This window comes from Thiocapsa rosea, assembly GCF_003634315.1.
Taxonomy (GTDB): Bacteria; Pseudomonadota; Gammaproteobacteria; order Chromatiales; family Chromatiaceae; genus Thiocapsa; species Thiocapsa rosea.
The window spans coordinates 2626567-2639072 of record NZ_RBXL01000001.1 but is presented as its reverse complement, the minus strand read 5'-3'; the positions used below and the strand labels follow the sequence as shown (position 1 = coordinate 2639072).

Here is a 12506-nt window from a genome sequence, read left to right as displayed (position 1 = left end):
TTCATCTTAAACCGCCGGCGCCGCAGCGCTCCATTCCAGACGCGCCCCGCAAGCGCCGGGCGCCTTCGGTATATACTCGCGGCTTCATTTGAACGCGCTTCGCAGACGGCGACACCATCATGCTGGATAAGAACTACGACCCCCAAACCCTCGAGAAAAACTGGTATCGCCTCTGGGAAGAAAAGGGCTATTTCGTCCCGGCCGACCAGACCGGGAGCACCCGGGACGAAGGCACGGGGGGCGGAGCCTATTGCATCATGATCCCGCCGCCGAACGTGACCGGCAGCCTGCACATGGGTCATGGGTTCAACAACACCATCATGGATACGATGGTGCGCTATCACCGCATGAAAGGCGATCGCACGCTCTGGCAGCCGGGAACGGACCACGCCGGGATCGCGACCCAGATGGTGGTCGAGCGCCAACTGGAGGCCGCCGGCCAAACCCGTCACGATCTGGGACGTGACGCCTTCATCGAGCGCGTCTGGGCGTGGAAGCAGGAATCCGGCGGCAACATCACAACCCAGTTGCGCCGTCTGGGCTCCTCGCTCGACTGGCAGCACGAGCGTTTCACCATGGACGCGGGTCTGTCGAACGCGGTGCGCGAGGTCTTCGTGCGGTTGTTCGAGGAGGGGTTGATCTATCGCGGGAAACGCCTGGTCAACTGGGACCCGGCACTGCACACGGCGGTCTCCGATCTGGAAGTCATCTCGGAGGAAGAGTCCGGCCACATGTGGGACATCCGCTACCCATTGGCGCTACCGCCGGGCGCCACGGGACCGGCGCATCTGGTCGTCTCCACCACCCGTCCCGAGACCCTGCTCGGGGACTGCGCCGTGGCCGTCAACCCGGAGGACGAACGCTACAGACATCTGATCGGCGAATTCGTCGAGCTGCCCCTGACCGGCCGGCGCATCCCCGTCATCGCCGACGAGCATGCCGACCCGGAGTTCGGGACCGGCTGCGTGAAGATCACGCCCGCGCACGATTTCAACGACCATCAGGTCTGGCTGCGCCACCGCGACGAGAACGCGATCGCCGATCAGCCGCACGGCGGTCTGATCAACATCCTCACCCCGGATGCCGCGATCCGCGACAACCAGTCCGAGGAGGGCGCACTGCTGCCCGCGGCCTACGTCGGGCTCGACCGTTACGAGGCCCGCAAGCTGATCGTTGCCGATCTCGACTCGCTCGGCCTGCTTGCCGCGGTGAAGGAGCACCGGCTTCAGCAGCCGCGCGGCGATCGTTCGGGTGCGGTCATCGAGCCCTATCTGACCGATCAGTGGTACGTGCGGGTCGCCCCGCTGGCGGAGCCGGCCATCGCCGCGGTCGAGGACGGGCGGATCCGCTTCGTCCCGGACAACTGGAAGAACACCTACTACGACTGGATGCGCAACATCCAGGACTGGTGCATCAGCCGTCAGATCTGGTGGGGGCACCGGATCCCGGCTTGGTACGACGTGGAAGGAAACGTCTATGTCGGCCGCTCGGAAGACGAGGTCCGCGCGCGCCACGGCTTCGGCCCCGAGGTCGTCCTGCTCCAGGACCCGGACGTGCTCGACACCTGGTTTAGCTCCGCACTCTGGCCCTTCAGCACGCTCGGCTGGCCCGAGCAGACCGATCGCCTGAACGCCTTCTATCCGACCTCTGTGCTGGTCACCGGATTCGACATCATCTTCTTCTGGGTCGCCCGGATGATCATGATGGGGCTCAAGTTCATGGGCGATGTCCCCTTTAAGGACGTCTACATCCACGGCCTGGTGCGCGACGCCCACGGCGACAAGATGTCCAAGTCCAAGGGTAACGTACTCGACCCCATCGATCTGATCGACGGGATCGAGCTCGAAGCCCTGGTCGAGAAGCGCACCAAGGGCATGATGCAGCCGCATCTGGCCGAGAAGATCGCCAAACAGACCCGCAAGGACTTTCCCGACGGCATCCCCGGCTTCGGCACCGACGCGCTGCGCTTCACCTTCGCCGCACTCGCCACCACCGGCCGCGACGTCAAATTCGACCTGGGTCGGATCGAAGGCTACCGCAACTTCTGCAACAAGCTGTGGAACGCCTCGCGCTACGTGCTCATGAACACGGAGGATCAGGATTGCGGCCAACACGGCGGCGAGTTGGAGCTGTCCGCGGCAGATCGCTGGATCCGCGCCCGTCTCAACGCCACCACCGCCACGGTCACCGACGCCATCGAGGGCTACCGCTTCGACCTCGCCGCCCAGGCGATCTATGACTTCACCTGGAACGCATTCTGCGACTGGTACCTGGAGCTGTCCAAGCCGGTGCTGACCGGATCGAGCGCCAGCGAGGCCGCCAAGCGCGGCACCCGCCGCACCCTGGTCGAGACGCTGGAGACCCTGCTGCGGCTCGCCCACCCGATCATGCCCTTCATCACGGAGGAGATCTGGCAGAAGGTCGCGCCTCTGGCCGGCGTCCAGGGCGAGACCATCATGCTGGCGCCCTACCCCGTCGCCGACGCGGGCGCGGATGATCCCGAGGCCGTCGCCGAGATCGAGTGGGTCCAGCAGGTCATCCTCGGGGTACGTCGCATCAAGGGCGAGATGAACATCGCGCCCGGCAAACCGCTGCCGGTGCTGGTCGCCAACGCCTCCGAGCAAGACAAGACCTGGCTCGCCATCGCCCGGCCCTACCTGGATTTTCTCGCCCGCATCGAATCCGTCACCCTACTCGACGACGAATCGACCGCGCCCGAATCCGCGATTGCACTCGTCGGCACCATGAAGCTCCTCATCCCGATGGCCGGCCTGATCGACAAGGACGCCGAGCTCAAACGTCTCGACAAGGAGATCGGCCGCCTGACCGACGAGATCGCCCGCATCGGGCATAAGCTCGCCAACCCGAGCTTCGTCGACAAGGCCCCGGCAGCCGTCGTCGACAAGGAGCGCGCACGTCTGGCCGAGCAGTCGACGGCGATCGGCAACCTGCAGGCGCAGCGGGAGAAGATTGCGGCGCTGTGATCGGTTCGGTTGTCACAACGAGGAATGCAAACGTGCCGATGACGCCATCGTCGCTGCTTCGGAGCCCGAAGATTTCATGAAGATCGACTGGCCCGGAACGCTGGAGTTCAGTCACTTGGTAGGCGGGTAGGATCAGCGACTCGATGAAATCCGACGCCTCCGCGACAGATCACCGCTTGACCCGGCTCGCCTCAAACGGAGCAGCATGACGTGAATGCATCGGGCTTTCTCACCCGCGTGGTGCTGCGCAACTACAAGAGCATCGCCACCTGCGATGCCCGCCTCGGCCCGTTGACCTACCTGGTCGGGGCCAACGGATCGGGCAAGAGCAACTTCATTGACGCCTTGCATCTGGTGCGGGACGCCTTGACGGGCTCGCTGGACAATGCCTTGAGCGAACGTGGCGGACTGTCGGAGGTGCGCCGCCGATCGAGTGGCCATCCAACACATTTCGGACTGCGACTGGAGTTTCGCTTGCGCGACGGCCGCTCAGGCCACTATGCGTTCAATGTCGGTGCGCTCTCCGGGCGCGGATACGAGGTACAGACCGAGGAGTGCGTGCTCGATGGTGTCGGCAAGGGGCCTTACTTCCGACTCGAACGCGGTGAGCTGAAGGCCAGCAGCGAGGCCACTTTCCCCTCGGTGACGTCGGATCGCTTGGCACTGGTCAGTGCATCGGGGCTCTCGGTATTTCGCCCGGTCTTCGACGCATTGACGGCAATGGGGTTCTACAACCTGAATCCGAAGCTGATCCGTGAGCTACAGAAACCCCAGGATGGACGATTGCTCAAACCCGCGGGAGAGAACATCGCCAGTGTCATCGGCCATCTCGAGCGCACGGCACCGGATGCCCTCGGCGTCATCCAGGAATACCTCCAGACCGTCGTGCCGATGGTGCACGGTGTCGAGCGAAAGGCCATCGGTCCGATGGAGACCTTGGAGTTCCGCCAGGACATGGCCGGCGCCAAGCACCCTTGGCGGTTTCTTGCCCAGAACATGTCGGACGGGACACTCCGCGCACTGGGCGTCTTGACGGCGCTGTTTCAGGGGAATCGGGACTACTCGCCAACGGTGATCGGCATCGAAGAGCCCGAGACGGCACTCCATCCCGCTGCTTCGGCCGCGCTGCGGGAGGCGCTGCAGCGGGCTTCGGAGAAGACCCAGGTGATCGTCACCAGTCATAGCCCGGACCTGCTCGATGACTTGAGTCTGTCGGCAGACGCCTTGCTGGCCGTCGTCTCTAGAGCCGGCGAGACACGCATCGCCTCGCTCGACGCGGCGTCACGTTCCGCATTGAGGGATCGGCTGTTCACCGCCGGAGAACTTCTTCGGCTTAACCAACTGATGCCGGATGATGAGGTCCTCGCGGCCGAGGATCGGCGCCAGGCCGATCTGTTCGGCGATCCACAGACATGACGACCGTCGTCTCGATTGTCGAAGGGGACGGAGAAGTTGCAGCCCTGCCGATTCTGCTGCGCCGCATCTGCGCTTGGCTGACACCCGACGTTCACGCCGCCGTTTCCCAGCCGATCCGCGTCCGGCGCGATCGATTCTTGAACCGAGACGACGAGTTTCGTCGCCACCTGCTGTTGGCTGCCGCCAAATCGGGCGAAAAAGGCTGGATATTGGTGCTGCTGGACGCCGACGACGACTGTCCGGCAGAGTTGGCAGCGCAGGTTCTGGAGCGCGCTCGCGCGGTTGTTCCGCACCGGGCCGTCTCGGTCGTGCGCCGGGCAATCTGTCGACCGCGGCGCTCCATCCTGAATCTCGCAGATCACCCGGTAGTCTCCGACGCGATAGCGCCACAAATCACTCAGGGGGCCGGTCAATGCCTTGCCGGTGCTCCGCGGGTTCTCGCGTGTCGCGATGCGCCTATCCATGTAATCGACGATGCGCCGAGCCATTTGTCGATCAAGCTTCCTTAACTGCTCCTTGGCCGTGTCGGTGTACTCAATCGTCCAGGCCAAGGTCTCTCCTCACGTCGGCGGAGGAATGCACCGCTTCTTCCCCCTTGCGCACGCGTTCCAGAACAGACGCAGCCAGGTAGTAGTCCTCTGCCTCGTCCAGTCCATTTCTGATGAATTCCTGCAGATATTCGGTCTTGGTGCGACCGGTCTTGGCGGCGAGGAGATCCAGCCGTTGCTCGGTATCTCGTGGAAGATGGATTGCAATTGTCATGGGTTGGAGTCCGCCTTCATGCTGCGTTACGTGTCATCCTATACTCGGCTCCCGAGTAAAAGGAAGTCAGGGGCTGTCCGCGCGATCCACGATGCCTTCGGCTTCGACGGCTTGCTCACCCACCGATCCTGATCCCCGAGAGTTGATGTTCTTCATCGGTCGATGCGATCCAGCCTCAAACTCCAAACATTCGCGACCTTGCTCGGCGAGCAGCGCATATGGTCCCGCGCGCCCTCGACGGAACCTCAAGCGTTGGATAACAAGACCGGACCCGCGCGCTTCCCCTGCACTTCGGACATAGCCGTCACGGCTCCCCCGCCCGACTTTTATGCACCTGCCGAATCTCGTCGTTGCGCCGCTCGATCTCGCGCCGGAACTCCCGCCGCAGGGCCGCGCTTTCGTAGCGGCGACGCTCGTTGGGGGTTTCGATCTGCAGCGCGGGCACCTTCACCGGGCGGCCCTGGTCGTCGACCGCGACCATCGTGAAGTAGGAGGTCATGGCGTGGCGGGTGGTCTTGTGGATGATGTCCTCGGCGATGACCCGGATCCCGATCTCCATCGAGGTGTTGCCGGTGTAGTTGACCGAGGCCAGGCAGGTGACCAGCTCGCCCACGCGCAGCGGCTGACGAAAGAAGACCTGATCCACCGAAAGCGTGACCACGTAGTGGTTCGAATAGCGCGCGGCGCAGGCATAGGCGACCTGGTCGAGCAACCGCAGGGTCGCCCCGCCGTGAACATGACCCGAAAAGTTGGCCATGTCGGGCGTCATCAGAAGGGTCATGGTTAGGGTCTTGTGTTGTTGTTCCATGTAAAACCCTCTTGGCGCTTGATGAATCCGCTAGTATCGTGTGCAGCGCCGTCGGCGCTCGGAGGTTTGCAGCCTGTCGTATCTGGCGACGGCGCTTGCGGCGCAGGACGGCCGACGCAGACGCTCTGAGGATAAACCGCGCGGTCGACTTTAACACCGACGCGCTCGCCCGCGGCTCCGACACCTTACCCCAGCAGGATTCATGATGACGCGTGCCTTTCGACGCCTTTCGCTTGTGCCCTTCATGGGGCTTTCTGCACTGCTCGTGCCGGGCCTTGCGCTCGCGGCCGAATCGGGGCAGTGGATCGACCTGACCGCGCATACCGTCGGCTACGCGGCCCTGATCATCTTCGTCCTCGCCTACTTGCTGGTGATGGCCGAGGAGTTCCTGCACCTGCGCAAGTCCAAGCCGGTCATCATCGCGGCCGGACTCATCTGGGCGCTGATCGCTTACGTCTATTCCCAGAACGGTCTCACCCACGAGGCCGAGCAGGCGGTGCGGCACAACCTGCTCGAATACTCGGAGCTGATGCTCTTCCTGCTCGTGGCGATGACCTACATCAACGCCATGCAGGAGCGTCAGGTGTTCGATGCCTTACGCTCCTGGTTGATCCGCAAGGGCTTCGGTCTGCGTGCGCTCTTCTGGTTGACGGGCGGACTGGCGTTCGTCATCTCGCCGGTGGCGGACAACCTGACCACGGCGCTCTTGATGTGCGCGGTCGTGATGGCGGTCGGCGGCGACAACACCCGTTTCGTGACCCTGGCGTGCATCAACATCGTGGTCGCGGCGAACGCGGGCGGGGCCTTCAGCCCCTTCGGCGACATCACGACCCTGATGGTCTGGCAGAAGGGGATCATCGATTTCTTCGGATTTTTCGATCTCTTTATCCCGGCGCTGGTCAATTTCCTGGTACCCGCTCTCTTCATGCACCACGCCGTACCCGACATCAAGCCCAACGTCAAGCCCGAAACGGCGCCGACGAAACCGACTCGACGGGTCTCCTTCTCGTACCACAGAGCCGCCGAGGACAAGGCCGAAAACGCGCCGGTGGATGTTCATATGCGGCGCGGCGCCAGACGCATCATCCTGCTGTTCCTGCTGACCATCGCAACAGCGGTCTCCTTCCACAACTTCCTGCACCTACCGCCGGTCATCGGCATGCTGACCGGGCTCGGGTATCTGCAATTCTTCGGCTTTTATCTTCGGATGAGCCACCACGGCTGGCAACAGCGCAACGGCGAGCGCGCGAATCAGATCGGCGACATCACGCCCTTCGATGTCTTCAACAAGATCGCGCGGGCCGAGTGGGACACACTGCTGTTCTTCTACGGCGTGGTGCTCTGTGTCGGCGGACTCGGGTTCATCGGCTATCTCGGCATGGCCTCGGATGTCATGTATGAGCAATGGGGACCGATCGCAGCCAACGTCGCCGTCGGTCTTCTATCGGCCGTGGTCGACAACATTCCGGTCATGTTCGCCGTCCTGACCATGAATCCGGACATGGACCAGGCGCAGTGGCTCCTGGTCACCCTGACCGCCGGGGTCGGCGGTTCGCTGCTCTCGATCGGGTCGGCGGCCGGCGTTGCGCTGATGGGACAAGCCCGCGGTACCTATACCTTCTTCGCGCATCTGCGATGGACGCCCGAGATCGCCTTGGGGTATTTCGCGAGCATCGTCGTGCATTTGTGGCTCAATGGCTGACGGCGGGATCCCGCGGCGGGCGCGCCGATGAGGCGATGGCGGCGCGGGCGGCGTTCAGCCGTCTCGAGCCTTTTGATCGCGCTGGCCGTGACCGGCGCTTGGATGATCGAACGCTGGGGACCGGGCCTGATCCCGATCGACTGGTCATTCGCCGGGGCGGGTCGACTCTGCACCATGGATCAGGTGCTGGATGGAGATTCGCTGCGGCTGACCTGCGGCGGCACGTCCGTCGAGGTCCGCCTGTACTGCATCGACGCGCCCGAGAAGGGCCAAAAGCCCTGGGGCAACCGATCCCGAGCACACCTGAAGCGGATCGCCACGGACACGGTCGAGATGCGGCCCATCGAGACCGACCGCTTCGGACGGACGGTGGCGGAGGTGTACACCGCCAACGGCGAGCGAGTCTCGCTGAATCTCGAGCAAGTCAAGCAGGGGCAGGCTGCGGTCTATCCTCGCTTTTGCGACGAGTCGCGATTCTTCCGCGCCGAGCGCAAGGCGCGGGCAGCTTCGGTGGGGATCTGGGCGACGCCGGGGGACCACCAAACACCTTGGACCTTCCGACAGCGACGTTGAGGCTTCTCACTCGCGGGTTGCCTCGCCTTCGGCGCGACTCCGGCCTGCGTCTCGCTGCCGTCGTCGGACCGGCGGCCTCTTTTTGGATGCTGTCCGCAGGGCCATCGCGCCTGCCCTTGGCCGATCAGGCCCTCAGCATTCGCCCCGTCCGACCGTCGCGGATACAGGACGGCTGATTCGAGCCCACACAGGCCCCGGCCAGGATCATATCCGGAGGCTCGTCGAGCGCCAAACGGACCTGCAAGGCCGTCCGGGCCGGTCGTCGGCTGGCTTGATTCGCACTCGTTGAGACAATGGCGCCGCCGTAGATGCGGCACAGCGCGGCGGCGAGCGGATGTCGCGTGACCCGGACGGCCAGGGTGTCGAAACGCCCGGTGAGCCAACGCGGCGTCTCGGACCGCGCCGGCAGCAACCAGGTGTTCGGACCCGGCCAGCTGGCTCGGATCTCCGCCATCCGGTCGGCGGCGAGCGGCAGGACGAAGGGTTCGAGCTGGCTGGGATCCGCGGCGATCAGGATCAACCCCTTGGCGACATCACGGCGCTTCATGCCCAGAATCCGCGCGACTGCGTCGCCGTTGAGGGGATCGCAACCCAGACCGTACACGGCCTCGGTCGGATAGGCGACCACGCCACCCCCTGCCATGATGCGGGCGGCACGCCGAAGCCGCTGGCTCGGAGGAGACGCCGAGGTCATCGGGGAACCAAGCACTGCGCCGAGGATCCCACAAAGGCATCGTAAGCTTGCGCAAGACCACGACCGCAGGGCGATCGTCGGCAGCTATTGCCGGATCGCAACGAATCCCGCGGCCGGGAATAGGTATACTGTATCGGTTCCCGCCGAAGGTACCCGATGCAGGAGCGGCCGAGCCACACGGGCGAAACCATCGGGAACAGCCTCGGAATTCCCGCACCATCGGCGAAGCCCGGCGCACGCTCGCTCTCTTTTTCCCTTTTACAGAATGGAGTTGACTTCATGACCCTGATCAAAAATGTTGGTAAGACCGATCGTAACATCCGACTGGCTGCCGGCGGCGTGCTGGTGTTCCTGGGCATCGTCACCAACACGGTGCTCTTCTCGATTATCGGCTTGGTCGTGCTCGCGACCGGCGCGGTCGGCACCTGCCCCGCCTACATGCCGCTGAAAATCAACACCAACAAGGACGACAAGGCCTGATCGAGGCCGCAGTCGCCGGCCCGCCGATCACACGCCTTTCAAGGGCGGTGACCGGCGGGCCGGTCTCAGGCCGGACGCTCGAACAAGTAGTGGCTCACGTACCACTCCTGCCCCTTTCGATACCCGAACAACTCAGCGCAGGCCATGAAGAAGAGCCGCCAGCGCATCCACCAGACCCCTGCTTGATCCTTCCCGTAGGTCTCTTCCAGGATTGGCCAGATACGATCGCGCGCGGCATCCATCCGCTCCAGCCAGGCATTGAGCGTACGCTCGTAATGCCGGCCATCCCAGCGCCAGCGTGTCACCAGCTTGAGATCCTCCTGAAAGTGCAGCGGTAGATCGTCGCTCGGCATGATACCGCCTGCGAAGAAATAGTGACTCATCCAGTCGCTCGGGCCGACGTCCTCGAAGGGATAGGGATGCTCTCGATGGACGAAGATGTGCATCAGGAAGCGTCCGCCCGGCTTGAGCCAGTCATGCACCCGCGCGTACAGCTTGCGATGATTGCGCATGTGCTCGAACATCTCCAGCGAGACGATTCGATCGTACGGGCCGTCGGCCTGAAAATCATTCATGTCCGCGGTCACGATCTCCAGATTGGTCAGGCCCCGTCGATCGCGCTCCGCCTCGATGAAGGCACGTTGCCCGCTTGAGTTCGAGACCCCGGTGATCCGGGAGCTCGGGAACCGCTCGGCCAGGTACAGGCTCAAGGCGCCCCATCCGCAACCCAACTCCAGCACCCGATCGCCGTCTTGGATCCCGGCCCGCTCCGCCGTGATCCGCAAGGATGCCTCTTCCGCCTCTTCCAGCGACCTGATGCTCTCGGGCCAGTAACAAGAGCTGTATTTGCGACGCGGCCCCAACACCAGATCGAAAAAGGATGCCGGCAGCTCGTAGTGCTGCTCGTTCGCACGTTCGGGCACCTGGGCGATCGGCGAGGCATCCATCATGGCGATGAAGTCGCGCTTCTCGCGCATCGCCGCCTCGCAATCCTCCGTCGGCAAGGTCGCCAGACGTCCGCGCAGCAAGGCACGAATGCCGCTGCGCGTCACGCTGTCGGGAACCTTGCCTTGCTCCACCCAGCGGATCGCCGTCTCTGTTGCACGCACCATCGTTGTTTTCCTCGTTCGTCCCGTGATACCGCGTTGACACGGAGGTATTGGCGACGAACCCCGAGGGCAAGACGGCCCGGAGCACAAATCGCGACGGGCATTCTCGTCGCTACCCTGGCGACAATTGCTCCAACGCGAGCTTCAGGGCAGACTCGCGATCCTCCACCCAGCGATCCTCGCGCATGGCCCCGCGCAAACCCAGGTGCTCCAGACGCTCGCGCGGCTGGCCGTGCACACCGGCCATGTAGACCGCGTGACCTTGCGCGAGCGCATCGCGGACCGTGGACTCCACCGCAACCGCAGTGGTCACCCCCATGTGCGGGACCTGACTGAGATCGATGACAATCGACTGTGCGCCTTCGAGTTTCGGGCTCTGCCGACTGATGGCGGCCGCGGCACCGAAGACCAGCGGGCCGCTGAGATAGAGGATCTTCACCCGACCGCGCCCTTGAGCCAGCAACGAGCGCTCCTCGCACGACAGACCGGCACAGGGCGCCTCGTCTTGCTTGCGCCGTGCCGGGAGTACACACACCGACTCTTCCTGTACGTCGGCAAGCCGTCGAATGGTCAGGACATTGGCGACGAAGAGGCCGATCGCCACGGCGGTAATCAGATCGACGAACACCGTCATCACGATCACGCCGTAGGTGATCAAGGCGCCTTTCATCGACACGCGATGGGCGCGGGCGAGGAAGCTCCAGTCGATGATGTCGATACCGACCTTTACGGCGATACCCGCAAGCACCGCCAGAGGGATGTTCGCGGTCAGTGCACCCGCCCAGATCACCACCACGGCCAGGATCGCCGCCCGAGTCAGACCCGAAAGCGCGGTCCGTCCGCCGGCTTGGATGTTCACCACCGTCCCCATGGTCGCCCCGGCACCCGGAAGACCGCCGAACAACCCGGAGGCCAGATTGCCGATACCCTGCCCCACCAGCTCCTTGTCCGAGTTGACCTGTTTGCGGGTCAAGCTGCCTGCGATCACCGAAGTCAGCAGGGCGTCCACCGAGCCGAGCATCGCCAGGACGAGCGCATCGATCAGAATGGTCTGCCATTGCGCAGCGCTGAACACCGGCATCTGCAAGGAGGGCAGGCCGCTCGGGATCTCACCGATGCGCCGAATGTCTTGATCGCCCAACCAGTAGACCGCGATCAGGGTCCCCACGACCAACACCACCAGTTGCGGCGGCAGGATCCGTTTGACGCGCGCCGGCATGAGGAAGAGGACAGCGAGCGTCATCCCGGCCAAGGCGGCCTCCCGCGGATCGATCGATGCGATCAGATCGGGTAGCGCCCGCAAGGTTCCGATTACCCCGCCGCCCGGCGTCGGCTGTCCGAGCAGTCCGGGAAGCTGAAGAATGACGAGAATGATGCCGATCCCCGACATGAAGCCGGAGATGACGGTGAAGGGCATCATGGTGACATAGCGCCCGAGCTTCATCGCCCCGAACGCGATCTGGAAGAGACCCGCAAGCATCACGACGGTAAAGGCCATCGCCATGCCTTGCTCGGGATTGGCTGCGATCAGCGAGGCAATCACCGCGGTAAACACGACGGTCATGGGTCCGGTCGGCTCGGAAATGAGTGTAGGTGTGCCCCCGAACAGCGCGGCGAACAGACCGATCAGCACCGCGCCGTAAAGTCCGGCTTCGGCGCCCGCCCCGGAGGCGACCCCGAACGCGAGCGCCATCGGCAGGGCGATGACGGCGGCGGTGACGCCGCCGAAAAGATCACCGCGAAGATTGTCGAAACGGATCTCGTTGAGTACGCGCATGCACTACTCCGAAGTCATCTACTGTAGACGCAGCCTTAGTATCCGGCCCGAGTCAGGTAAGCGATAATCGAAGTTTCTCAAGCGCGACATCGAGAAAGATCTATGATTCGCGGAGGACGAATCGATTACCCTATCGGCAACAGGTAATACACTGCATTTCGCATCGCGGTGACGGCATTGGGAAACACATAGACGATCGTC

General features: G+C 63.8%; 10 protein-coding genes and 1 pseudogene. 5 read left to right on the top strand and 6 right to left on the bottom strand.

Features of this window, described 5'->3' with window-relative positions:
- Positions 1-119: 119 nt before the first annotated feature.
- On the top strand, positions 120-2984 hold the full coding sequence (locus BDD21_RS11655) for a valine--tRNA ligase (protein WP_120797317.1): 2865 nt from the start codon (positions 120-122) through the stop codon (positions 2982-2984).
- Positions 2985-3194: 210 nt separating this feature from the next.
- Positions 3195-4400: an AAA family ATPase gene (locus BDD21_RS11650; protein WP_120797316.1), complete on the top strand. Its 1206-nt coding sequence runs from the start codon at positions 3195-3197 to the stop codon at positions 4398-4400.
- Positions 4401-4798: 398 nt separating this feature from the next.
- On the opposite strand, the pseudogene BDD21_RS28600 reads toward BDD21_RS11650, so the two are convergent.
- The 3 genes and pseudogenes from BDD21_RS28600 to BDD21_RS11630 all read right to left on the bottom strand — a co-directional run.
- Positions 4799-4888 (bottom strand): annotated as a pseudogene (locus BDD21_RS28600) (type II toxin-antitoxin system mRNA interferase toxin, RelE/StbE family); the annotation flags it as partial.
- A gap of 46 nt (positions 4889-4934) precedes the next feature.
- Positions 4935-5162 carry a type II toxin-antitoxin system RelB family antitoxin gene (relB, locus tag BDD21_RS11635; RefSeq protein WP_120797315.1) on the bottom strand — a complete coding sequence of 76 codons (228 nt, stop codon included), beginning with the start codon at positions 5160-5162 and terminating at the stop codon, positions 4935-4937.
- A 304-nt stretch (positions 5163-5466) separates the two neighbouring features.
- Positions 5467-5970: an acyl-CoA thioesterase gene (locus BDD21_RS11630; RefSeq protein ID WP_120797314.1), complete on the bottom strand. Its 504-nt coding sequence runs from the start codon at positions 5968-5970 to the stop codon at positions 5467-5469.
- A 205-nt stretch (positions 5971-6175) separates the two neighbouring features.
- Between BDD21_RS11630 and nhaD the strand changes: the two genes are divergently transcribed.
- On the top strand, positions 6176-7672 hold the full coding sequence (gene nhaD / locus BDD21_RS11625; RefSeq protein ID WP_120797313.1) for a sodium:proton antiporter NhaD: 1497 nt from the start codon (positions 6176-6178) through the stop codon (positions 7670-7672).
- A gap of 27 nt (positions 7673-7699) precedes the next feature.
- Positions 7700-8245, top strand: a complete 546-nt coding sequence (locus tag BDD21_RS11620) for a thermonuclease family protein (RefSeq protein WP_120797312.1) — start codon at positions 7700-7702, stop codon at positions 8243-8245.
- A gap of 124 nt (positions 8246-8369) precedes the next feature.
- On the opposite strand, the gene tsaC is transcribed toward BDD21_RS11620, so the two are convergent.
- The gene (gene tsaC / locus BDD21_RS11615) at positions 8370-8939 is read right to left on the bottom strand and encodes an L-threonylcarbamoyladenylate synthase type 1 TsaC (RefSeq protein ID WP_120797311.1); all 570 of its coding nucleotides are present in this window, start codon (positions 8937-8939) and stop codon (positions 8370-8372) included.
- Positions 8940-9218: 279 nt separating this feature from the next.
- On the opposite strand from tsaC, the gene BDD21_RS11610 reads away from it, so the two are divergent.
- Positions 9219-9419: a YgaP family membrane protein gene (locus BDD21_RS11610; RefSeq protein ID WP_120797310.1), complete on the top strand. Its 201-nt coding sequence runs from the start codon at positions 9219-9221 to the stop codon at positions 9417-9419.
- 65 nt (positions 9420-9484) lie between these two features.
- Here the strand turns inward: BDD21_RS11610 and BDD21_RS11605 are convergent, their stop codons facing one another.
- Positions 9485-10531 carry an SAM-dependent methyltransferase gene (locus BDD21_RS11605; protein WP_120797309.1) on the bottom strand — a complete coding sequence of 349 codons (1047 nt, stop codon included), beginning with the start codon at positions 10529-10531 and terminating at the stop codon, positions 9485-9487.
- 109 nt (positions 10532-10640) lie between these two features.
- Positions 10641-12305, bottom strand: coding sequence for a SulP family inorganic anion transporter (locus tag BDD21_RS11600; RefSeq protein WP_120797308.1), 1665 nt, complete (start codon positions 12303-12305; stop codon positions 10641-10643).
- Positions 12306-12506 lie beyond the last annotated feature (201 nt).

Bases quoted from the DNA above. Each gene is read 5' to 3' on its own strand.
- BDD21_RS11620 (WP_120797312.1), top strand. From the start codon at position 7,700: ATGAGGCGATGGCGGCGCGGGCGGCGTTCAGCCGTCTCGAGCCTTTTG.
- nhaD (WP_120797313.1), top strand. From the start codon at position 6,176: ATGACGCGTGCCTTTCGACGCCTTTCGCTTGTGCCCTTCATGGGGCTT.
- BDD21_RS11610 (WP_120797310.1), top strand. From the start codon at position 9,219: ATGACCCTGATCAAAAATGTTGGTAAGACCGATCGTAACATCCGACTG.
- relB (WP_120797315.1), bottom strand. From the start codon at position 5,162: ATGACAATTGCAATCCATCTTCCACGAGATACCGAGCAACGGCTGGAT.
- BDD21_RS11630 (WP_120797314.1), bottom strand. From the start codon at position 5,970: ATGGAACAACAACACAAGACCCTAACCATGACCCTTCTGATGACGCCC.
- BDD21_RS11600 (WP_120797308.1), bottom strand. From the start codon at position 12,305: ATGCGCGTACTCAACGAGATCCGTTTCGACAATCTTCGCGGTGATCTT.
- BDD21_RS11605 (WP_120797309.1), bottom strand. From the start codon at position 10,531: ATGGTGCGTGCAACAGAGACGGCGATCCGCTGGGTGGAGCAAGGCAAG.
- BDD21_RS11655 (WP_120797317.1), top strand. From the start codon at position 120: ATGCTGGATAAGAACTACGACCCCCAAACCCTCGAGAAAAACTGGTAT.
- tsaC (WP_120797311.1), bottom strand. From the start codon at position 8,939: ATGACCTCGGCGTCTCCTCCGAGCCAGCGGCTTCGGCGTGCCGCCCGC.